Raw genomic sequence first — 21,816 nt, forward strand, 5'->3', positions numbered from 1 at the left:
CACCTGCAAATCGCAGGTGCCCTTGTTATATGAAAGCTTATGCTTCAAGCTTAAGCTGGCCGTCTGTAATCTTGTAAACCTTATCACAGTAGTCAATCAGGCGGGTATCATGTGTGACGACAATCGTTGTTTTTTTATTTTTCTTTGTCGCATCCTTCAGCATATCCATTACCTCAAACGCACGATCAGAATCGAGAGAGGCGGTCGGTTCATCAGCGAGAATAATGCTTGGGTCTGTATAGAGTGCCTTCGCAATGGCAACACGCTGGCGCTGACCTCCAGATAAGTCTGATGGGAAGCTATTTAATAGCTCGCCAATGCCGAGAGATTCATACATTTGCTCCAGCTGATTCTCTCTAAGATTATCCTTTTTGACCTTATCTAACAGCTTCATTTGCTGTTGAACGGTCAGGAAAGGAACAAGGTTAGATGATTGAAGGACAAAGCCAATCTCTTTCAGTCGAATGGAGGCGCGTTTCTTCTCTTTTAAATCGATTAAGTTATGACCGTTTATAAGCACATCGCCGTTGCTTGGAGTTTGAAGTCCTCCGGCAATAGTGAGAAAGGTGCTTTTGCCTGAACCGGAAGGGCCGATTACGGCAATTAGCTCGCCGGCCTCAGCTTTGAAGTTTGTCGGCTTCAATGCCTCAATTTCAGATTTGCCTGATTTGAATACCTTGTTTACATCCTTTAATTCTAGTAATGCCATTCTCATTAACCTCCTATTGCTTTCAATGGGTCGATTTTAACGATGGTTTGCACAGAGAATAGGGCTCCAAGGACAGATACGACAATCAAGATAGCCGCATAAAGAGCCATATCCATATAATTAAAGGCTACCGGTACAGCGGCTGGCAGGAAGAAACCAGTTAGAATGGTTAAGCCGAAACCGATAATAACCCCGAATAGGGCAAGCAGGAAGGTTTGCGCGATGACAGAGTTGGATAAATACCGATTGGATATACCCTGTGCCTTCATGACGCCGAAAATACTAATCTTCTGAATCGTTAAAACATAAAGGAAGATAGCAAGAATAACCGCTGAAACGATGAACAGAAAGTAAATCATTAAGGTGAGTGTTAAGTTCTGTTCCGTGTATCCAGGCATATTTTCAATGAATGATTGTGTTGATACAAGCTGCAAGGAATCATCAACCGTAATCTCATCAAGATTATCTGCACGGACTACATAAGCATTGATCAAGTCCTCGCTAGCTTCAGCTGCTTCTCCGTAACGAACCTTCTGATATGTCTCCATCGTTCCGTAGAGAACGGGTGCTGCATTGAATTTTGCATCCTCTGTAAACCCAACAATCGTTAACGTTTCATCAATGGAAGAGAGCTCAAGTTCATCTCCGACCTCAAATCCTTCGTCCTTTAGAGAATCATCTGCGATGACTTCGCCGGTTTTGTTGAAGCTTTCTCCTTCTATAACATCAGGCATAATGAATTCATCTTCCTTAATGCCGAATATGGCCACGTTCGCCTTATTGTCACCTGAAGTAGCGATGGAGTTGAATTGTCCTAAGACAGCTGTCTCAGAAGCTCCATTTCCGTCATATTCATCCTGCTCAAAGCTGGATTGCGGGAGGTTAATATCTGATTCATCTGTCAGAATGACCCCTTCTGCCTCCCATTTGTCAACGGCCTCCTTGTTTAGATTCTCGAGTCCATTAGCAAGGCCGGATAAGAAGAAGACCAAGTACGAGACAAGTGTTAGTACACCGATAATTAGAGCAAATCTGAGCTTGTTGTTTTTCATTTCATTCCAAGCCAGAAACATATGTCCACATCCCTTTTAATGTTTTTATATAAGTAATATATAGATAATGTATAATTTATTTCCCCTTTTAGCAAATAATTCAATCCTAATTTTCGAAAAAAAATAACCCTGGCAATTAGGAGGGCACTGAAAAAGTCCTTAAATCTTACTAAAGCCCCTGTTCCTTCAATCTATGGAAGGAACAGGGGCTTTTTTGTCGAATTCTTACCTTATCACAAAAAAGTGGGTGTAACGATGATTCAACGTCAACTGTCTATGAACTTAAGTCCTTATTCGGCTCTTTACGATTTAATAGTTCCTAACGATAATATTCTTCGAAGAATCAATGAGCTTATTGATTTTTCCTTCGTATATGATGAACTGAAAGACCATTATTGTCATGACAATGGACGGAATGCCGTTCACCCCATCCGAATGTTTAAGTATCTATTGCTAAAAGCCATTTATGACTTATCAGATGTGGACATCGTGGAACGCTCACGGTACGATATGTCGTTCAAATATTTTTTAGACCTGTCTCCTGAGGATGATGTCATAGATCCTAGTTCTTTAACGAAATTCCGTAAGCTCCGTTTAAAAGATCTTAATCTTTTGGACTTGCTTATCAATAAAACGGTCGAAATCGCCATTGAAAAGGAAATCATTAAAAGCCATTCTATCATCGTTGATTCCACCCATTCCAAGGCTAGATATAACCAAAAGACGCCTAAAGAGCTGTTGGCAGAGAAATCAAAGCTGCTTCGAAAAGCCGTTTATCAAGTGGATGAACAGATAAAAAATCAACTGCCAGCCAAGTCCAAGACAGAGGTCTTAGAGGATGAGGTGAGCTATAGCCAAAAGCTTATCGAGGTGATTGAAAAGAATGAAGTCCTACAAGAGTATCCTAAAGTCAAGGAAAAAATAAATGTACTGAAGGAAACCATTGAGGATATAAATGACCAGCTCCAATTATCCAAGGATCCAGACGCACGAGTTGGGCATAAATCAGCTGACTCTTCCTTTTTCGGTTACAAAACACATCTTGCCATGAGCGAAGAACGTATTATTACGGCCGCCGTTATTACAACTGGCGAAAAGAACGATGGAAAGCAATTGAAATCGCTTATTGAGAAGAGTCAAAAAGCCGGCATGGACATTCAAACCGTCATTGGTGATGCCGCCTATTCTGAAAAGGGAAATATCGAGTATGCGAATAAAAGTGAAATGATGCTTGTGGCTAAGTTAAATCCAGCGGTAACGCAAGGGACGCGTAAAAGCGAAGATGTTTTTGATTTTAATAAAGACGCTGGAATGTATGTCTGTAAAGCTGGTCATATGGCCATACGAAAGGCTCGGCAAGGAAAAAAAGGGGGCAGCAAAAATCAAGTTGATACCTATTATTTTGATGTGGAAAAATGTAAAGTCTGTCCTTTTAGAGACGGGTGCTATAAGGAAGGAGCCAAAACCAAGAGTTATTCCGTAAGCATCAAATCAAATGTACACACGGAACAGATACAATTCCAAGAAAGTGAGTATTTTAAAGAGAAATCGAAAGAACGGTATAAAATTGAGGCAAAGAATAGTGAATTAAAACACAGACACGGGTATGATGTAGCCAATTCCTCGGGTCTGATTGGTATGCAATTACAAGGGGCTATGGCTATTTTCGCCGTAAATGTGAAACGGATATTGACCCTATTGAACTAAAAGGGATGGAATATATCCCTTAAAAATAATAAAAGACGGCTCAAAAATTCATATTCTGAACTTGAGCCGTCTTTTTTATGTTTGTCGACTTAACTTATGAAAAAAACGAAGTTTTTCAGTGCCCTCGCAATTAGCGAGGGTTTTTAGGATATGGGAGTATGAGTGATTAGGTCTAGAATTTTCTCCCAGTTCCGGTCATCGGGTGCGATATCAAATCTAGATCCATGTCTTTTAGTTTCTTTAATGCCGAGACCGCCGACGAGGCATTTTACGGATGGATTAACCTCGCGGACTGTGTCTATATATTTCTCGACAAGTTCATGGTCTGTTTGACGGGAGGTAGAGATGGCAAGAATGCTGATATCCTTCTCCTTGACAAGTTCGGCAAGACCTTCAAGCGGGGTATCTGCCCCAATGTAGTACACAGGATAATGTTTTTCGCGCAGGAAAAGCGTAAAGAGAATCAAGCCAAGCTGATGCTGCTCTCCCTGTGGGCAGATGGCCATCACCCGCGGCAAGGAGGGAGATGTCTCAAACACACTGAAGAACCTGATGGAACGATGGAGAATGATGTTGCTGATCATATGCTCCTTTACGACATGGAGGTTTCCATTCTCCCATTCTGCTCCAACCTTATACATGAGCGGAACGATGATGGAGGAGAAGACGGTATGGTAATTGAATTGCGAGAAATACAGGTCCAGAAGGCGATTGCACTTATCGGCTTCCAGCTCGAGCACAGCTGCGTACAATTCATCGATTTGTTTCTTGAAGCGTTCGTTAGGCTCATCATCATTCGAATCTGGCAAGAGCTCCATCGTTGTCTCTTCAGCCTTCTTTGCCTTTAGCAGGTTGACAGCCTGGCTGATATTCAAGCCGTTCTCATGGATTTGTTTCTTGAGCCACTTCAAATCATTTAAGTTCTCTTCGGTGTACACCCTGTGCCCGGATTCCGTTCGTTCCGGGGTGATGGCTTGATAACGCGTTTCCCAAGAGCGGATGGTCACGGTCGGCATGTCTAATAATTTGGAAACAGCTTTAATATTGTACATCGTCGAACCCTCTTTTATAAAAGTTATAAAATAGTTATATATTAACAATATACCCAATTTGATAAAAAGACAAATATCTATTGTATAAAAAAATGCAAAAAAAGAGCATGCGAGAAGAACGCCCCTGCATGCTTACGATTTTTTGCGGGAAATATTCCAAACAGCCAGCGCAAAGAACAGCAGTGTAACCCCTAACAAGACAAGAATATGAGTGCTTGCTTGGAGGGTATGGTCTCCGAATGTCAGCACGACACCCAATTCTTCTTTAAAGGTTTCTCCGGCCTTTGCCGGCAAATCACCAAAGGCTGTCTGTAGCGGTGCGTCCATGAATACCTGCCGGAATAGAACGCCTGCATGGGTAACAGGGAATATCTTCACGACAAGCTGAACGGCATCAGGAAGATTCCCTATCGGGATATAGATTCCGGTAAGAAAGCCGATTAATGTGCCGATAACTGTGCTGCCTGTAGCAAAGGCGTTAATGCTTGTAAAGAAGCTGACAAGAAAGAAGACCATTGCGCTGGACGAAAGAACGGACAGCAGAATGAGTCCTAATACCTTCACAATGCTAAGCATGGGCAGCAGCTCCCCGCCATTGGCAACGATATAGATCTCGGCAAGGATGAAGGTAATCACGCACATGATGATTCCGACCATGAAGGAGCTAATAACATAGCCGCCCGCAATTTGATATCTCTTTAAAGGAGAGGCATAGAAATCCTTTGCGGTTCCTTTTGCCCGGTCTTCTACCATCGTACCAAATGCGCCCATTGTCGTCGTGACGGAGGTGACAGCGAGTAGTCCTCCCATAATCCAGCTGTCCATTAAGAAACGGGCATCCTTTATATCTTTCATATCACTTGCAATCGTATCCCCTAAGAAGAGGACGTATAGACCAATGATGATAAAGACGGCTAACAGGGAGAAGAAGACGGTGCTTTTATCCCGGAAGAACAATCTAAAGTTACGCTGGGCCAGGTTAAACATCAGCTCGTATCTCCTTTCCTGTAATGTTAATGAACACATCATCCATCGTACCGTGCTGCACCTCAAAGCGATTGATCAATGGCTCTGTAAGTTTAAGAATGGACAAGGCTTCCTTTGTACCAGAAAGCTTAATGGTAAGCAGCTCATTTTTTTCTGTATAAGAAATATCATGTTCATTAAGCAGACTAATCAGGCTTGAGCGGTCTGTCGGTTCAATTTTCAACGTATCAGAGCTATATGTATTACGCAGTTCAAATGGGGTGCCCTTTGCCACAATGCGTCCATTATCAATAATCATGATATAGTCGGCTGAAGCAGCCTCCTCCATATAATGGGTTGTCAGAAAGACAGTCAGCCCGCTTTCTTTTTGCAGACGTGCAATGGTTTCCCACACACTGCGCCTTGTCTGCGGGTCAAGCCCTGTCGTTGGCTCATCTAGAAAAAGAATCTTCGGTGTGTTGACAAGTGCGCGGGCAATATCTGCCCGGCGTCTTTGACCGCCGGATAATTTGCCGTACGGGCGGTCGATGAAATCCATGACATCAGCAGAAATGGCTGCTTTTTCTACGCGTTCCTTCAGCTCTTTCTTCGGAATTCTGTAAAATCTTGCTCGTGATAGTAAGTTCTCTCGGACGGTGAGAAGCGGGTCGAGCAGGCTCTCCTGGAAAACAACCCCGATTGACTCACGAATGTTCTGATCCTCTGTGCCCAGGCGGCAGCCGTTAATAACGGCCTCTCCTGAATCAGGCTTTAGAAGAGTGCAAATCATATCGATGGTCGTACTCTTGCCGGCTCCGTTCGGTCCAAGGAAAGCGAACAGTTTTCCGCTCTCTACATAAAAATCAATGCCCTTAACCGCCTGAAGGTCTCCGAAAGTTTTCGTGAGGCCTTGCACTTCTATAATTTTATCCATACAGACACCCCGATTCCTTTTAGAATAAAAGACTAGTAGTTTGAATTCTCCGAAAATACATATTTATAGTTAATTATATACCGAACAGGCCTTTCATAACTTCCTGAGAAAAAGAATTTAAAGAAAATGTCTTGGCTTAATTGGCAAAAATTAATTTTATGCGGGAATTAAAACAGATATGGACGAAATTTACAAATTAAGGTAAACTGAATGCAGAATCGAAATACAAATAAAGAGCGCACCAGTTTTTCTTGGGTCTCTGTTATATTGCGTTGTTGATATCGGCTGTATTTATGTACAAGGACAGCTCGAAAGCCTAAATGTAAGCTTTCGGTCTTTCTTGCTCGGTCAGGTCTTGAAAGAGGGTACTTACTCTTCATATCAATAACGGTATAACAGGACCCTTTTTTATTTCCAAAAGGGGGAGGAAGTAGCGTGAAAAGAAAAAGGGCGTCAGGTATTATTCTGTCTTTATCATTGGCAATGGGAGTATTGGCTGGATGCGGAGGAGAGGAAGCAGGAGGAACAGGTGAGGGAACAATCAAAATAGGAGCCAATCTTGAGATGTCAGGAGGAGCTGCCTCCTATGGTCAGTCCATCATGGAAGGGATGGAGCTGGCGATTGAGGAAATCAATAAGGATGGCATTAATGGCAAAAAGCTTGAGATTGAGAAATATGACAATAAATCAGATGCTGCCGAAGCCACAACCGGTGCTTTGAAGCTTGTGACACAGGAAAAGGTAGATGTTATTGTCGGAGCGGCAACAAGCACGAATACGCTGGCACAGGTCGATATCGCCAATGATCAAAAGGTCCCACTTATTACCCCGACCGGAACAAATGAAACGATTACGGTCAAGGATGGGAAAGTAAATGATTATGTGTTCCGGACATGCTTTATCGATCCTTTCCAAGGAACCGTTGCAGCAAACTTTGCCAAGGAGCAGTTTAAGGCCGAGACCGCTGCCGTTTATATTGATAGCTCCAGCGATTATTCGAAAGGGCTCGCCGCTGCATTTAAGGAGGCCTTTACAGCCGGCGGAGGAAAGATTGTTGCAGAGGAGGCCTTTGTTCAAAAGGATACAGATTTTCAATCGACTTTAACGCGTATCAAGAAGGCTAATCCTGATTTTGTGTTTGTTCCGGCTTTTTATGAAGAGGTTGGGTTGATTTTAAAGCAGGGGCGTGAAATTGGTCTTGATGTGCCATTCATGGGAGGAGACGGCTGGGATTCTCCAAAGCTGCTGGAAATAGCCGGTGAAAAATCACTAGAGAATACATTTATCACAAACCACTACTCTGCAGGAGACCCCGCTAAGAATATTCAAGAATTCGTCAGCGCCTTTAAAAAGAAATACAAGGATAAATCCCCAGATGCCTTTGCAGCCCTTGGTTATGATACGGCTTATTTTATCGCAGATGCGGTAAAAAGAGCGGGCGATGACCCTGCCCCTGAAAAGATTAAAGAAGCGCTTGCTGAAACAGATGGACTTGACCTTGTCTCTGGCAAACTGACCATTGATAAAAACCATAATCCAATTAAGGCTGCTGCCATCTTGAAATATGAAAATGGCAAGCAGGTCTTTGAAACCAATATTGAACCATAATAGACCGGTAGGGGACTGATTCATCAGTCTCCTGCTCTTAATTGTTATTCTAATAACCAGGGGGTCACATATGGAATTTATCCAGCAGCTTGTGAACGGAATATCGCTCGGAAGCATTTACGCACTGATCGCACTCGGCTATACAATGGTTTATGGAATTGTTAAATTGATTAATTTTGCCCATGGCGATGTTTTTATGGTAGGAGCCTTCATCGGATTCTATGCCATTACCATTCTTGAGCTTTCCTTCCTTCCGGCGCTTTTATTATCCATGACAGCATGCGCTATATTAGGCGTATTGATTGAACGGATTGCCTATAAGCCGCTTCGGAATGCGACCAGAATCGCAGCCCTGATAACGGCAATCGGTGTCTCTCTCTTTATTGAGTATGGAATGATCTACATTAGGGGCGCTCAGATTGAGGCGTATCCTAATGATGTATTGCCATCTTCCAATATTGATATTCTCGGAGTTACGGTTAAAAGCCAATCCATCCTTATCCTTGCCGTGGCAATCTGCCTAATGGTCTTGCTGCAAGTTATCGTTCACCGCACGAAGATTGGAAGAGCTATGCGGGCAGTATCCTTTGATGCAGATGCAGCCAAATTAATGGGCATCAGCGTTAATAATACAATATCGGCTACGTTTGCAATCGGATCAGCGTTAGCCGGAGCTGCGGGTGTAATCTTTGGTGTTTATTATACGAGAATTGAACCGTTAATGGGTATTCTTCCAGGGCTGAAGGCATTTGTCGCCGCAGTGTTTGGAGGCATTGGCATCATTCCGGGAGCAATGGTTGGAGGTCTGCTGCTCGGTATGATTGAAGCGCTTGTCAGTGCCGCAGGCTTCTCACTATGGAGAGATGCGGCAGCCTTTGTCGTGCTCATCCTGATTCTTCTATTCATGCCTCAAGGCTTGTTCGGCAAAAACAAGAAAGAAAAAGTATAGGAGATGGGGGCAATGGGGATTTTCAAAAGAATAAACGGCTTTTTTGGAACCATGATTCTTGCGCTTATATTCTTTCTGGTCATGCAATCAATCATCTCTGCCGGTATCATAGACAGCTTTTATACCAATATGGTTATTACGATAGGCATTAATATCATCGTAGCGGTCAGTCTTCATTTAATATTGGGCATAACCGGTCAGTTCTCTATTGGACAAGCAGGTTTCCTGGCTGTCGGGGCATTTATCTCAGCCATTATGACCATGAAAATGGGACTTCCGTTCCTAGCGTCCATCTTAATTGGCGGTCTGATGGCAGCAGCCGTTGGTATGCTGATTGGAATTCCAAGCCTTAGATTGAAGGGGGATTACCTCGCTATTGCGACGCTTGGATTTGGAGAGATTGTGCGCATTATTTTCTTGAATATGGATTATGTTGGAGGGGCCTCTGGTATGATGGTCACCCATAAAACGACCTGGGGATGGATTTTCCTCTGGATGATGATCACGATTCTTGTGGTGAGGAACTTTACTAATTCCACACATGGACGGGCCTGCATTTCAATCCGTGAGGATGAAACAGCCTCTGATGCAATGGGCATTAATACGACCTATTATAAAGTGGCAGCCTTTGTTATCGGTGCTTTCTTTACCGGGATTGCAGGTGCCTTGTATTCTCATAATTTTTATTTCATTCAGCCGGCGAATTTTAATTTCCTAAAGTCATTTGATATTTTGATTTTAGTTGTATTAGGGGGTCTCGGCAGCCTTTCAGGGACGGTTATTGCCGCAGTGCTGCTGACTCTTGTGACGACATTCCTGTCTGATTATCCTGAAACGAGGATGCTTCTATATAGCTTAGTACTGATTGTCATGATGATTTATCGTCCACAGGGACTGCTCGGTACGAAGGAAATTACAAGCTTATGGACGAGAAAGACAAAGGGGGGTCCAAAGGATGGAAACCAGCAAACCATTGCTTAGTGTCGAGCATTTATCAATTCAATTCGGCGGTCTTAAGGCGGTGAGTGATGTGTGTATGGAGCTTGGCCATGGTGACCTCTGCGGCTTAATCGGACCAAACGGGGCTGGAAAGACGACTCTCTTTAATTTATTAACAGGTGTCTATGTCCCGACAGAGGGGGCTGTCATCTTTGATGGACAAAGGCTGAACAAGCTTGCTCCCTACAGGATTACTCGGAAAGGGCTGTGCCGGACCTTCCAAAATATCCGCCTGTTTGGGGAATTATCCGTCATTGATAATGTTAAGGTGGCCTATCATTCACAGGCAAATCACTCGATGATAAGCTCTATTCTTAGGCTTCCCGGGCATTTTAAGGGTGAGCGGATCATAGAGGAGAAGGCTCTGGAATTATTAGAGATATTCAATCTGCACCCGTACAAGGATGAGAAAGCGAAGAACCTGCCGTATGGCATGCAGCGAAGACTTGAGATTGCGAGGGCGCTCGCCGGTAAGCCGAGATTACTCTTGCTTGATGAACCTGCTGCCGGCATGAATCCAAAAGAGACAGGGCAGCTGATGGAATTGATTGGAGAGATTAAGGAGCGTTTCCGTTTGACTGTTCTCTTGATTGAACATGATATGAAGCTCGTTATGGGAGTATGTGAACGTATTTATGTTCTGGACCATGGACAGTTGATTGCCCATGGGTCACCTGAAGAAATTCGGCAAAACCCGCTTGTCATAGAAGCCTATCTTGGCGAGGAGGTGAGCTGATGCTTCATGTTGATAATGTCACTGTTTATTATGGGAACATTCAAGCGATTAAAGGGGTGACATTGGATATTCAAGAAGGAGAAATTGTTACTCTTATTGGGGCGAACGGTGCCGGGAAGAGCACCTTGCTGAAGACGGTATCCGGTTTGTTAAAGCCGAAGGAGGGAGGTATCCTCTATGAAGGGAAATCAATTGGGGGGAATGCCGCTCAATCCATTGTAAAACAAGGAATATCCCATGTACCAGAGGGGAGACGTATATTCGCCAATATGACTGTGGAGGAAAACCTGAAGCTTGGTGCCTATCTTCGCAAAGATCGTGCAGGGGTTAAGGCGGATATGGAACAGGTGTATGAATTATTTCCCCGTCTACTGGAGCGAGTGAAGCAGCAGGCTGGGACCCTTTCCGGAGGTGAACAGCAAATGCTCGCCATGGGAAGAGCACTTATGGCGAAACCGAAGCTTTTGCTCCTTGATGAGCCTTCAATGGGACTGGCTCCTTTGCTCGTAAAGACAATTTTCCGTATCATCGAAGAGATAAAGGCTGCGGGAACTACAATTCTGCTGGTAGAACAAAATGCCCACCTGGCTTTGTCTATCGCAGACAGGGCATATGTTATGGAGACGGGACGGATCGTCCTTTCTGGAACAGCAAATGAGCTTAATGAAAGTGAAGAAGTGAAGCTGGCTTACTTGGGCGGTCACTAATCACTCTAAGGGTTTGTTTCTTACAGCTAGAAGAAAAATAGCTGCAGGGAACAAACCCTTTTTAATAAGTTTCTCTTATGCCAAACCTTTATAAATCAGTCATTTTCTTTAGGAGGCTTCATGCATATGCTTATGGGGGAGGCGATACAAAGATGGACTATGTCTATATTTATTTCATCGGATTGTTGGCTACAACTGTCGGTACATTGGCAGGAGGCGGAGGATTGATTAGTTTTCCCTCCATGCTTCTTTTGGGGGTGCCTGTCCACTCGGCAATTGGAGCAAATAAAGTGTCCAACACAGTGAGTTCGTTTACGAGCTTTTGGCATTTGTATAGAAAGGGGCAAGTGGATTGGAAGGAGTCCTTCTGGATTCTGCCGGTAAGTGCCTTAGGAGGTGTTGCGGGAGGGATGACGGCGACTTTTATGTCATCATCCATGCTGAACGTAGTGGCGAGTATTTTCTTGGTATTTGGTTACATTCTTTCATTTTTGGGTAAAGGAAATTTCATGGATCAGGGGGAAAAGCTCCACTTGAATAAATATAGTCTCTCCGGTCTTTTTGGGATAGGAATGTTCGATGGCATGTTTGGGCCAGGTCAAGGGACTTTGCTGTTTAACCTTTTTGGTTATCTTCATCTTTCCTACATGAAGGCGGTTGCGCTTGTTCGCCTTGCTACTGTGTCAAGCTGTTTGGGAGCCGCGGTGACATATATAGTTTCTGGTAATATCATATGGCCCATAACGCTCTGCTTGATGCTTGGTTCGATTACTGGTGCTCAAGCGGGGGTAAGAATAGCGGAGAAATTAAAGCCTCACTATGTTAAACCGATACTGCGTATTATGACACTTCTTCTGCTCATTCAGCTATGGTTTAATCAATTTGTCTCATAATTTCCAATTTTTAAAACTCAACTACCCTTCCCTATTGAAAATCGTTATATTAAAATAGTATATATATACTTCGAATTGTATTTTTACTTAATGTTTTTATCCATCGCAAGCATTAATTAAAGATATGACCGAAGTATGGAGCATCAGGGTTTCTGACAAAATAGAGGAGGATTTTCTATGGAAAACTCGGTTTATTCATTGCTGCCGCCATTAATCGCTATTTTGATGGTGGTTTTGACGAGAAAGATCCTGTTATCGCTTGGAGTCGGTATTCTTGCATCTGCTTTTATGCTGGCTGATTTCAAATTAGGAGAAACGGCTGTCATTGTTTGGGACGCAGTAAAGGGTATTTTCATATCTGAAGGAGCATGGAATGTATCCAATCTCTATATCATCCTATTCATTCTTTTACTAGGTATTATCACCATCTTTATTTCAGTCTGCGGCGGTAGCCGGGCCTTTGGAGAGTGGGCGATGAAAAGGGTGAAAACGAGAACAGGGGCACAGCTTGTGGCAGCGCTTCTAGGAATCTTTATCTTTATAGATGATTATTTCAATGCGCTTGCAGTTGGACAGGTCGCCCGCCCGATTACAGACCGGCAAAAGGTGTCCAGGGCTAAGCTCGCGTATATTATTGATTCTTCATCTGCACCGATTTGTGTCATTTCCCCAATATCCAGCTGGGGAGCGTATATTATTGCCCTTCTAGGCATTATTTTTGCCCAGCATCAATACACGGAGTATAGTGCTCTTACCGCATTCCTTCAAATGTCTGCTATGAATTTTTATGCGATTGCTGCGATTGCGATGGTGTTCATTGTAGCTTACCGCAATTGGAATATTGGTCCAATGAAAGCGCATGAGGACCGTGCGACCATAAGAGGTGAGGTATACGACCCGGCGAAATCTATTCCGGGAGAGTTAAAGGAAAAGCTGGAAACAAGCCAGAAAGGAACCGTTTATGATTTGCTCGTGCCAATCTTGACGCTGATTATCGGAACAGTCTCCGCCATGATGTGGACAGGCTTTACAGCAATCTCCGGTAAAGTAACGATATTGGCTGTTCTAGAGAATACGAATGTGACCCAATCACTTGTTATTGGGGGACTTTTAGGGTTAGCAGCTGCCCTTATTATGTTTGCTAAGCAGGTGTACTATCATAAAGGAATCAAGGGGAAAGTATTTGGAAAGAGCTTTGCACAAGGGATTATTACCATGCTCCCGGCTGTTTATATTCTCTTGTTTGCCTGGGCACTCGTTGATCTGATTGGCCGCCTCCAAGTAGGAGATTACTTGGCAGGTCTCGTTCAGCAATCTAATCTTAATATTTTATATCTGCCACTTGTGATGTTCCTTGTTGCTGGGGTTATGACTTTTGCGACGGGAACCTCATGGGGGTCATTTGGAATCCTGCTTCCTATTGCCGGGGAAATCGCGGCAGCAACCGACCCGGAGATGATGCTGCCAGCCATGGCGGCCGTTCTCGCTGGGGCTGTCTTTGGGGATCATTGCTCCCCAATCTCTGATACGACGATTCTATCATCAACAGGTGCTGGCTCTAATCATTTAGATCATGTAATGACCCAGCTGCCATATGCCCTGATTTGTGCAGGTGTGGCATTGGTTGGTTATCTCATTTTAGGATTGACAGAGAATTTATGGATCTCTCTGCTAATCGTATTAGGTTTGATTGGCTCTCTCGTCATCTTAATTAAGCCAAAGACTGAGACTGAACCGAAAAGTGAAACTAGTGTTGTTGATTCATAAATAAAAAGGGGGAAGGGAAAACCATGTGTTTTCCTTCTCCTTTTTCGTTTAAATCGGTTTATTGAAGATGCTGTATGGGTACATAATATTATCTTAATATAATATTTATTCAACCAGAATAAGGAAGGTGAAATACGGTGAGAAGCAGTATACCATTTCGTTCATTAGTATCAATCATTATGGTAAATGAATTCGCAGAGAATTATATCAAGAAGACAATTGAGTCTGTTAGACAACAAACATATGAGAATTGGGAGCTTATTATTGTCGAAAATTTATCAAAGGATGATAGCTCCTCGGAAATTAAGGAAATAATGATGGAGGATTCACGAATTAAGCTTGTAACTCTGCAAGAGCCAATTAGTCATGCAGAAGCTTGTAATTTTGGTATTACGATGGCGAGAGGCCGTTATTTAGCCTTTATCAATAATGATGATATTTGGCCGCATCATAAGCTTGAGAAACAATTGGAATTCATGGAGGCACATAATATTGGGTTTAGCTGTACAGATTACCAAATCATTGATGAGAGCAATAAAGCCTATGAGCCAATCATTGTTATGCCTGAACAAACTACTTATTCCAGTTTCCTCCACAACGTGAACCTTATTGCTGGTTCGACTGTTATGATTGACCGATACATAATAGGAAAGATACAGCTTACAAGCAACGAAAATATTCCTGAAGAGAGTGCGCTTTGGCTCTCAATATTCAAACGAGGGTTTAAGGCATATGCAATCAAGGAAGTTCTGCTCTTTAAGCGCAGGCATAATCACTCATTAGATGAGGACGAGTACAAAAAAGCGTCTAAAGTCTGGTCACTCTATCGTCATGTCGAAAAATTGAATATTTTTGAGTCGGCTTATTGCTTTATGAATAATGCGAAGAGCGAAGCGAAATATCGAAATCTAAAAAATTGATAAATGATAAGAGCGCCGGATTTACTCAACGGCGCTTTTGTTTTTATAATCTCATGATTTTTTGGCATTTTTCGACTTTGAGCAAAAAGGTTGTCAAGCTGTGTACCTTCTGTTAATATAATGTCTATCGTGCTTGCGGGTGTAGTTTAGTGGTAAAACCTCAGCCTTCCAAGCTGATGATGAGGGTTCGATTCCCTTCACCCGCTTTAACAACGCAGTGTTTCGTAACGAAGAGTACGAAGCATTGCGTTTTTTATATGTCTATTTTTTGATTTTCATGACTTACTAGATAGATGGAGGAGTCCCCTCCGTGAACTTGAATGAACATTTTTGAGATGGCTTCAAGCATTTTCCCGGCCTGTTCGATGGAGTGATCATGGTGGAAATAGACGACTTGAAGTGCGTCCTTCGTATCGTCCTGAATACTTGTCCTGACAGAGTCCACGTATGGGCTGCCAAATACTCCTTCCTCATCAAATGTTCCAATTATCCCATTCAATGTATTCGTACGGCCGTTCAGTCCTTCATACCTGTCAGTCTCACTGCCTATTTTAATGTGCACATCACTTTTGATAGCCTTGACGTCATAAATGCCAAGCGGAATCTCGTATTGAAGGGAGAAGAAGTTATTTAGAGCAATGCTTGAGTTTCCGGTTGGAGCAGAGGGCTCTTTTTTTATTCTTCTATATAATGCCTCTGCGGATGGACGGTATTTTGAAGGATCAGCTCCTGTTTTCTTAAAGATCTTACGCCACGCTGTAATTCCGGGGTAATCGGCCCATTCTTTCATTTGTAGCTCAGTATGCAGCTGTTCAATATATAGCTGAAGGCGGCCAACAAGCATGGAAGGTATATTTCCTGCCTCCATTCCCTCATAATGAATAATACCGAACTTAACATCACCAGCTTGTGCGAAGAGCTGTTCGTCTGCTTTTATGTGGATCATGCAGACACCTCCCACTTTTTTGAAAATAGTATACCATACAATGAGATAAGATCCGAAGAAAGGAGAAGGGGCATAAGAATGTATGAGTATCAGTTAAAGCAAGAGATTATTGAATACAGCAAGACGATTGGCATTGATAGAATCGGTTTTACTTCAAGCGACCCCTTTCTCGAATTGAAGGATCGCCTTATTGAGCAGCAAAAGAGAAAGTATGCATCCGGCTTTGAGGAACCGGATTTAGAGAAACGAACAGACCCGAAACGGCTCATGCCAGAGGCAAGGTCTATCATAGCGATTGCCATTGCCTATCCAACTCGTCTGCATGATGCACCGAGAAGTAAGAAGGGGGAACGAAGAGGAATCTTCAGCCGCTCCTCCTGGGGACTTGATTATCACCATGTTGTAAAGGATCGGCTAAGCAAGCTTGAAGCCTTTATTCAGGAAAGAGTTCCTGATGCCCGGCTAAAATCAATGGTGGATACGGGCGAATTGGCCGACCGCGCTGTTGCAGAACGGGCGGGTATAGGCTGGAGCGGAAAAAATTGTTCGATATTAAACCAAGAATACGGTTCCTATATGTATCTAGGGGAAATGATTACGAACATCCCGTTTCCGCCGGATACACCGATGGAGGATTTATGCGGAACTTGTACCAAATGCCTTGATGCCTGTCCAACAGGTGCGCTTGTTGCTGGCGGACAAATCAATGCCAAAAGCTGCATCTCCTTCCTGACACAGACAAAGGAAATGATACCAGACGAATTTAGAGAAAAAGTCGGCAATCGATTGTATGGCTGTGACTCCTGCCAGACATCCTGTCCATACAATAAGCGCATTGACTATCATCTTCATAAGGAATTGGAGGCTGACCCGCAGATAGTTAAACCTGAATTGCTGTCTCTCTTGAACTTGAGCAACCGTGCCTTCAAGGAGCAATATGGCAGCCTGTCAGGTTCCTGGAGAGGAAAGATGCCCATCCAGCGTAATGCTATTCTGGCCCTAGCTCATTTCAAGGACTATGAGAATATTCCGCCTCTTGCTGATTTGCTTAGAAAGGATCCGCGCCCTGTCATAAGGGGAACGGCTGCTTGGGCAATCGGGAAAATCGGCGGAGAGGAGGCAGAGCGGGTTTTAAGAGAATGTTTAGCAGTGGAGAAAGAAGAGCTCGTCTGCGAGGAAATTAATCAGGCAATCGCCAAACTTGAAAAGCTGGGGGAATGACCCCGGCTTTTTTTCATATTTTTATAAAGGAGGGGAGGATGGAGACATGAAGGAAAAGCTTGAAACATTGCTGAAGGAACGGATTGCCTTGCTCGCAGGTGAACGGAAACGCTCCAGAACAGCCCAGGATGAACGGCTGTTAAAGAAGAAAATGAGCCTGAAGCAACGCGGGGGACATTTGGTGAAAGTAATGGGGAAAGGAACCGTGGAGAATATGACGGAGCGGGAGGCTCTGTATACGATTCATTGGTCATTTGCCATTAAGCATGGAGACCAGTTTTATATAGAAGAAGAAGTGGAGCGGAGAAGGGCAGAATTCTCTTCAGGCGAGCTTATCGGGGATGAGGAGCTAAGGGTTCCGGCAGAGGCTGGAGATAGCGATTGGTCCGTTCTCGATCTTCAGCATAGAGCTGGGTGGCCTGATTTCCGTTATGACAGGCTGAAGGCTGTCCAATATGCCGAACGTTGGTGGAATGCATTTAATCCATCCTATCCTGAATTCACAGATGATTGTACGAATTTTATTTCTCAATGCCTTCGCGCCGGGGGAGTCCCGATGTGGGGCCAGCCGGTGCGGACGAGGGGCTGGTGGATGGAAGGAACGAGCAATTGGAGCTATAGCTGGACGGTCGCCCATGCTTTTATGCTGATGCTTAAAGGGGCAAAGTGGACAATCGAGGTCAGCAGTCCTGCAGAGCTTTCGATAGGAGATATCATTTGCTACGATTTTGAGGGAGACGGACGCTTTAATCATAATACAATCATCACAGGCATGGACGGCTATGGAAACCCTCTTGTCAATGCCCATACGACCAACAGCCGCATGCGGTTTTGGGATTATGAGGACTCAACAGCCTATACACCGGATATTCAGTATAAATTTTTTCATATTATCACTCGCTAGACATTCGATTTAGGGATATGGCATAAAAGTGGTATAATAAAGGCTGTTATTCTAACAAGAGGTGAATAAAGTGTCTTTACATATTGTTTTATACCAGCCGCTTATCCCGGCAAATACCGGTAATATTGCCCGCACATGCGCTGCGACTGATACAACCCTTCATTTGATTCGCCCGCTTGGCTTCTCAACAGATGATAAAATGCTCAAACGGGCCGGCCTTGATTATTGGGAGCATGTAACGATCATTTATTACGATTCCATTGAAGAATTCTTCGAGAAAAACGAAGGGGGAGAATTCTTCTATATTACAAAGTTTGCGAAGCACTATCATAGTGATGTATCGTATGCAGATGCCGAGAAGGATTACTTCTTCATTTTCGGAAGAGAGACTACCGGCCTGCCAAAGCACCTTCTAGAGGAGCACCCGGAACGAGGCTTGCGTCTGCCGATGAATGATATGCATGTCCGCTCCCTTAACCTATCAAATACAGCTGCGATCGTTATCTATGAAGCGCTGAGACAACAGAATTACGGTCATTTAGCGTGATGGAAATAAGCGAAGAGAGACTCTCTTCGCTTATTATTTTGGCTATGATAATGATGAGTGTTGATAGTGGAATACTTTTGATTCAAATAATGACGTACATCATTCAAGGTTTTTCTACATCCCATAAGGTTCATCATTATATCCTGAACTCTTCTATTTGGTATAGTAAAAGAGAGTATAGATGGGGAGATGAAAAAGGATGAATGAGACTATTGAGTTATTGTTAAACCATCGTTCCATTAGGAAATTTGAGGATAAGGCACTATCAAAGGAGCAGATTGAGCAGATTGTCCGGGCGGCGCAGTCGGCTTCGACTTCAAGCTTCGTGCAGGCGTATTCGATTATAGGCATTTCTGATCCGGAAAAGAAGCGAGAACTGGCGGCTTTTGCGGGGAACCAATCCTATGTAGAGCATAATGGATATTTCTATGTTTTTTGTGCAGATTTGAATAGACATGAAAGGGCTGCTGATATGGCAGGTGTAGACCTTGGAGGCAGTCTTGATTTCATGGAGAAATTCATGGTGGCAGTCATTGACGCAGCCCTCGCAGCACAAAATGCAGCGATTGCGGCAGAATCGATGGGGCTTGGGATTTGTTACATAGGCGGAATTAGAAATGAAATTCAAAAGGTGTCAGATTTGCTCAAGCTTCCTGATAGAGTCATTCCTTTATTCGGCATGGCGGTCGGTTATCCGGATCAGGATACAGCCATTAAGCCTCGTCTGCCATTTGAAGCGGTCTTCCATGAAAATGAATACGAGGATAAGAAAGAACAGCTGAAAGAATACGATGAAACAATTTCCGCTTACTATAATATGAGAACTGGGGGTAAACGGAAGGACCGCTGGAGCGAGCAGGTAGCTGCGATGCTGACTGGCAAACAGCGCGAACATATGAAGGAGTTTGTGAATCGAAAAGGCTATGCAAATAAATAGAAAAAAGCGATTCGCTGATGGCCGATAGGGCTTGCAGGCGAATCGCTTTTTTATTTACAAAATAAAGGGTTATCTCGGCTTATCATTGTATCCAGCTGAAAAAATAGCCGTCAAGAACGTGAGGGATACTAAAAGAATAATAGCAACTGTCACTGCGCCTTCCTCCTTATTTTGGTCACTTTAGAAAAGTATACCATACCGAAGTATTTTTTTCCTTGTCCAAGAATATATTGGTGATAAGCATGGGGATTTCAACATCATGAGCTATCATCCATATCATACATGTTTGCCCGTTTACAAGCATATGTATCAATAGCAGCTGAATCATGGCTAGGGGAGGAACTATACTGAATGGATATCTTAAAAAAAATAGAACAATTCAGAGATGAAGAGGAAAAACTGAGATGGGAAGGAACATTCGGAGATTATCTGCAGTTATTGAAGGAGAAGCCCTGGGTAGCCCAATCAGCTCACTCAAGAGTGTATAACATGATCAAGGATGCGGGCGTGGAAGTGGTAAATGGCAAGAAGAAATACAGCTTCTTCAAGGGAGAGCTATTTGGTCTTGAGGAGCCGCTTGAACGACTCGTAGAGGAATATTTTCACCCAGCTGCTAAACGATTGGATGTCAGAAAGCGAATCTTGTTATTGATGGGACCTGTCAGCGGCGGTAAATCGACTTTAGTGACTTTATTGAAGAGAGGGCTGGAGAAATACTCACGCACAGAAAGGGGAGCGATTTATGCCATTAAGGGCTGCCCTATGCATGAGGATCCGCTCCATCTAATTCCAACGCATTTACGCAATGATTTCTTTGATGAGTATGGTATCCGTGTTGAAGGAAATCTGTCGCCGCTCAATATGATGAGGCTGGAGAAAGATTATCATAATCGGATTGAGGATATGCCAGTGGAGCGCATCTTCCTGTCAGAGGATAAACGGGTGGGTGTCGGTACCTTTAGTCCATCCGATCCAAAATCGCAGGATATCGCAGATTTAACAGGAAGTATTGATTTCTCGACGATTGCGACTTATGGTTCTGAGTCAGACCCGCGTGCCTACCGGTTCGACGGAGAATTGAATAAGGCCAACCGAGGGATGATGGAATTTCAAGAAATGCTGAAATGCGATGAGAAATTTTTATGGCATCTGCTCTCTCTCACGCAGGAGGGGAATTTCAAGGCTGGTAGATTTGCCCTTATTTCTGCTGATGAGCTCATCGTTGCGCATACGAATGAAACGGAGTACCGTTCCTTTATAGCCAATAAGAAGAATGAGGCCCTGCACTCACGGATTATCGTCATGCCTGTCCCGTATAATCTAAAGGTATCTGAGGAAGAGAAGATTTATGAGAAAATGATTCAAGACAGTGATGTGGCTGGTGTGCATATTGCCCCTCACACCTTGCGTGTAGCTGCGATGTTCACAACATTAACCAGATTGAAGGACCCGAAAAAAGGTGATATTGATTTGGTGAAGAAAATGCGTCTGTATGATGGAGAGAATGTAGAAGGGTTCAACACAGCTGATGTAGAAGAGCTGAAGAAGGAGTATCCGGATGAGGGAATGGGCGGTATTGACCCGCGTTATGTTATTAACCGAATCTCATCGACCATTATCCGGAAAGAAACGCCGTCCATTAATGCTCTTGATGTACTGCGCTCGCTAAAGGAAGGGTTGGATCAGCATGCATCCATTACAACCGAACTAAAGGAGCGTTACATGAATTATATTTCACTTGCCCGGAAGGAATATGATGATATTGCCAAAAAAGAGGTTCAAAAGGCATTCGTGTATTCCTATGAGGAGTCAGCTAAGACCCTTATGAATAATTACCTCGATAATGTTGAGGCATTCTGCAACAAATCGAAGCTTCGTGATGTTCTGACCGGTGAGGAAATTAATCCTGATGAGAAATTAATGAGATCGATTGAAGAGCAAATCGGTATTTCAGAGAATGCGAAGAAGGCATTCAGAGAAGAAATCCTTATCCGAATCTCTGCCTATGCCCGTAAAGGAAAACGGTTTGACTATAACTCTCATGACCGCCTGAGGGAAGCCATCCAGAAGAAGCTGTTTGCTGATTTAAAGGATGTTGTGAAGATTACCACCTCCTCTAAGACCCCGGATGAAACACAATTGAAGAAAATCAATGAGGTCGTTGCCCGCCTCATTGATGAGCATGGCTATAACTCGACTTCCGCCAATGAATTGCTGCGTTATGTAGGCAGCCTTTTAAATCGTTAATTATTCATATGATTC

The 21,816-nt window shown here is 43.5% G+C and carries 20 protein-coding genes and 1 tRNA gene; 15 read left to right on the forward strand and 6 right to left on the reverse strand.

Translation table 11 applies throughout. From position 1 onward, the window contains the following. Positions 1–37: 37 nt before the first annotated feature. Entirely contained in the window at positions 38–709 is a 672-nt protein-coding gene (locus ACY8DX_RS03865; RefSeq protein WP_049672046.1) for an ABC transporter ATP-binding protein, read from the reverse strand. 5 nt (positions 710–714) lie between these two features. After that, the gene (locus tag ACY8DX_RS03870; protein ID WP_462406220.1) at positions 715–1,782 is read right to left on the reverse strand and encodes an ABC transporter permease; all 1,068 of its coding nucleotides are present in this window, start codon (positions 1,780–1,782) and stop codon (positions 715–717) included. A 234-nt stretch (positions 1,783–2,016) separates the two neighbouring features. Between ACY8DX_RS03870 and ACY8DX_RS03875 the strand changes: the two genes are divergently transcribed. Continuing rightward, positions 2,017–3,468, forward strand: a complete 1,452-nt coding sequence (locus ACY8DX_RS03875) for an IS1182 family transposase (RefSeq protein WP_049669787.1) — start codon at positions 2,017–2,019, stop codon at positions 3,466–3,468. A gap of 143 nt (positions 3,469–3,611) precedes the next feature. Here the strand turns inward: ACY8DX_RS03875 and ACY8DX_RS03880 are convergent, their stop codons facing one another. The 3 genes from ACY8DX_RS03880 to ACY8DX_RS03890 form a co-directional block, all read right to left on the reverse strand. Then, a complete protein-coding gene (locus ACY8DX_RS03880; RefSeq protein ID WP_049672044.1) occupies positions 3,612–4,520 on the reverse strand; it encodes a MerR family transcriptional regulator in 909 nt (302 codons plus the stop codon). A 132-nt stretch (positions 4,521–4,652) separates the two neighbouring features. After that, positions 4,653–5,507, reverse strand: a complete 855-nt coding sequence (locus tag ACY8DX_RS03885) for an ABC transporter permease (RefSeq protein ID WP_049672043.1) — start codon at positions 5,505–5,507, stop codon at positions 4,653–4,655. Next, the gene (locus ACY8DX_RS03890; RefSeq protein ID WP_462406221.1) at positions 5,500–6,420 is read right to left on the reverse strand and encodes an ABC transporter ATP-binding protein; all 921 of its coding nucleotides are present in this window, start codon (positions 6,418–6,420) and stop codon (positions 5,500–5,502) included. Before ACY8DX_RS03890 ends, ACY8DX_RS03885 begins: the two co-directional genes overlap by 8 nt. A 435-nt stretch (positions 6,421–6,855) precedes the next feature. On the opposite strand from ACY8DX_RS03890, the gene ACY8DX_RS03895 reads away from it, so the two are divergent. The 9 genes from ACY8DX_RS03895 to ACY8DX_RS03935 all read left to right on the forward strand — a co-directional run bounded on the left by ACY8DX_RS03895 (position 6,856) and on the right by ACY8DX_RS03935 (position 15,205). After that, the gene (locus ACY8DX_RS03895; protein ID WP_462406222.1) at positions 6,856–8,028 is read left to right on the forward strand and encodes an ABC transporter substrate-binding protein; all 1,173 of its coding nucleotides are present in this window, start codon (positions 6,856–6,858) and stop codon (positions 8,026–8,028) included. 70 nt (positions 8,029–8,098) lie between these two features. Next, on the forward strand, positions 8,099–8,977 hold the full coding sequence (locus ACY8DX_RS03900) for a branched-chain amino acid ABC transporter permease (RefSeq protein WP_049672040.1): 879 nt from the start codon (positions 8,099–8,101) through the stop codon (positions 8,975–8,977). Between the two features lie 12 nt (positions 8,978–8,989). Beyond that, complete coding sequence (locus ACY8DX_RS03905) at positions 8,990–9,958, forward strand: branched-chain amino acid ABC transporter permease (RefSeq protein WP_049672039.1); 969 nt, start codon at positions 8,990–8,992, stop codon at positions 9,956–9,958. Further along, entirely contained in the window at positions 9,933–10,712 is a 780-nt protein-coding gene (locus ACY8DX_RS03910; RefSeq protein ID WP_049672038.1) for an ABC transporter ATP-binding protein, read from the forward strand. The genes ACY8DX_RS03905 and ACY8DX_RS03910 overlap by 26 nt, the downstream gene beginning before the upstream one ends. Further along, a complete protein-coding gene (locus tag ACY8DX_RS03915; protein ID WP_049672037.1) occupies positions 10,712–11,419 on the forward strand; it encodes an ABC transporter ATP-binding protein in 708 nt (235 codons plus the stop codon). Before ACY8DX_RS03910 ends, ACY8DX_RS03915 begins: the two co-directional genes overlap by 1 nt. A gap of 152 nt (positions 11,420–11,571) precedes the next feature. Next, the gene (locus ACY8DX_RS03920) at positions 11,572–12,312 is read left to right on the forward strand and encodes a sulfite exporter TauE/SafE family protein (protein ID WP_049672036.1); all 741 of its coding nucleotides are present in this window, start codon (positions 11,572–11,574) and stop codon (positions 12,310–12,312) included. Positions 12,313–12,489: 177 nt separating this feature from the next. After that, positions 12,490–14,079 (forward strand): Na+/H+ antiporter NhaC family protein, encoded by a 1,590-nt coding sequence (locus ACY8DX_RS03925; protein WP_049672035.1) that lies wholly within the window; start codon positions 12,490–12,492, stop codon positions 14,077–14,079. A 137-nt stretch (positions 14,080–14,216) separates the two neighbouring features. Next, the gene (locus ACY8DX_RS03930) at positions 14,217–14,999 is read left to right on the forward strand and encodes a glycosyltransferase family 2 protein (protein ID WP_049672033.1); all 783 of its coding nucleotides are present in this window, start codon (positions 14,217–14,219) and stop codon (positions 14,997–14,999) included. 135 nt (positions 15,000–15,134) lie between these two features. Continuing rightward, a tRNA-Gly gene (locus tag ACY8DX_RS03935) sits at positions 15,135–15,205 on the forward strand. Positions 15,206–15,252: 47 nt separating this feature from the next. Here ACY8DX_RS03935 and ACY8DX_RS03940 read toward each other — a convergent pair. Then, a complete protein-coding gene (locus ACY8DX_RS03940; RefSeq protein WP_462406223.1) occupies positions 15,253–15,945 on the reverse strand; it encodes a B3/B4 domain-containing protein in 693 nt (230 codons plus the stop codon). Positions 15,946–16,023: 78 nt separating this feature from the next. Here ACY8DX_RS03940 and queG point away from each other — a divergent pair, with 78 nt between their 5' ends. The 5 genes from queG to ACY8DX_RS03965 all read left to right on the forward strand — a co-directional run bounded on the left by queG (position 16,024) and on the right by ACY8DX_RS03965 (position 21,801). Continuing rightward, complete coding sequence (gene queG / locus ACY8DX_RS03945; RefSeq protein WP_462406224.1) at positions 16,024–17,166, forward strand: tRNA epoxyqueuosine(34) reductase QueG; 1,143 nt, start codon at positions 16,024–16,026, stop codon at positions 17,164–17,166. Positions 17,167–17,212: 46 nt separating this feature from the next. After that, entirely contained in the window at positions 17,213–18,070 is an 858-nt protein-coding gene (locus ACY8DX_RS03950; protein ID WP_049672030.1) for an amidase domain-containing protein, read from the forward strand. A 70-nt stretch (positions 18,071–18,140) separates the two neighbouring features. Beyond that, complete coding sequence (gene trmL, locus ACY8DX_RS03955; protein ID WP_462406888.1) at positions 18,141–18,617, forward strand: tRNA (uridine(34)/cytosine(34)/5-carboxymethylaminomethyluridine(34)-2'-O)-methyltransferase TrmL; 477 nt, start codon at positions 18,141–18,143, stop codon at positions 18,615–18,617. 199 nt (positions 18,618–18,816) lie between these two features. After that, the gene (gene nfsA, locus ACY8DX_RS03960; protein WP_049672028.1) at positions 18,817–19,554 is read left to right on the forward strand and encodes an oxygen-insensitive NADPH nitroreductase; all 738 of its coding nucleotides are present in this window, start codon (positions 18,817–18,819) and stop codon (positions 19,552–19,554) included. Between the two features lie 351 nt (positions 19,555–19,905). Then, complete coding sequence (locus ACY8DX_RS03965; protein WP_049672027.1) at positions 19,906–21,801, forward strand: PrkA family serine protein kinase; 1,896 nt, start codon at positions 19,906–19,908, stop codon at positions 21,799–21,801. The last annotated feature ends 15 nt before the right edge of the window (positions 21,802–21,816 follow it).

The sequence above is a fragment of the Gracilibacillus sp. Marseille-QA3620 genome (assembly GCF_054950035.1).

Bases quoted from the DNA above. Each gene is read 5' to 3' on its own strand.
- ACY8DX_RS03865 (WP_049672046.1), bottom strand. From the start codon at position 709: ATGGCATTACTAGAATTAAAGGATGTAAACAAGGTATTCAAATCAGGC.
- ACY8DX_RS03870 (WP_462406220.1), bottom strand. From the start codon at position 1,782: ATGTTTCTGGCTTGGAATGAAATGAAAAACAACAAGCTCAGATTTGCT.
- ACY8DX_RS03875 (WP_049669787.1), top strand. From the start codon at position 2,017: ATGATTCAACGTCAACTGTCTATGAACTTAAGTCCTTATTCGGCTCTT.
- ACY8DX_RS03880 (WP_049672044.1), bottom strand. From the start codon at position 4,520: ATGTACAATATTAAAGCTGTTTCCAAATTATTAGACATGCCGACCGTG.
- ACY8DX_RS03885 (WP_049672043.1), bottom strand. From the start codon at position 5,507: ATGTTTAACCTGGCCCAGCGTAACTTTAGATTGTTCTTCCGGGATAAA.
- ACY8DX_RS03890 (WP_462406221.1), bottom strand. From the start codon at position 6,420: ATGGATAAAATTATAGAAGTGCAAGGCCTCACGAAAACTTTCGGAGAC.
- ACY8DX_RS03900 (WP_049672040.1), top strand. From the start codon at position 8,099: ATGGAATTTATCCAGCAGCTTGTGAACGGAATATCGCTCGGAAGCATT.
- ACY8DX_RS03905 (WP_049672039.1), top strand. From the start codon at position 8,990: ATGGGGATTTTCAAAAGAATAAACGGCTTTTTTGGAACCATGATTCTT.
- ACY8DX_RS03910 (WP_049672038.1), top strand. From the start codon at position 9,933: ATGGAAACCAGCAAACCATTGCTTAGTGTCGAGCATTTATCAATTCAA.
- ACY8DX_RS03915 (WP_049672037.1), top strand. From the start codon at position 10,712: ATGCTTCATGTTGATAATGTCACTGTTTATTATGGGAACATTCAAGCG.
- ACY8DX_RS03920 (WP_049672036.1), top strand. From the start codon at position 11,572: ATGGACTATGTCTATATTTATTTCATCGGATTGTTGGCTACAACTGTC.
- ACY8DX_RS03925 (WP_049672035.1), top strand. From the start codon at position 12,490: ATGGAAAACTCGGTTTATTCATTGCTGCCGCCATTAATCGCTATTTTG.
- ACY8DX_RS03940 (WP_462406223.1), bottom strand. From the start codon at position 15,945: ATGATCCACATAAAAGCAGACGAACAGCTCTTCGCACAAGCTGGTGAT.
- queG (WP_462406224.1), top strand. From the start codon at position 16,024: ATGTATGAGTATCAGTTAAAGCAAGAGATTATTGAATACAGCAAGACG.
- ACY8DX_RS03950 (WP_049672030.1), top strand. From the start codon at position 17,213: ATGAAGGAAAAGCTTGAAACATTGCTGAAGGAACGGATTGCCTTGCTC.
- nfsA (WP_049672028.1), top strand. From the start codon at position 18,817: ATGAATGAGACTATTGAGTTATTGTTAAACCATCGTTCCATTAGGAAA.
- ACY8DX_RS03965 (WP_049672027.1), top strand. From the start codon at position 19,906: ATGGATATCTTAAAAAAAATAGAACAATTCAGAGATGAAGAGGAAAAA.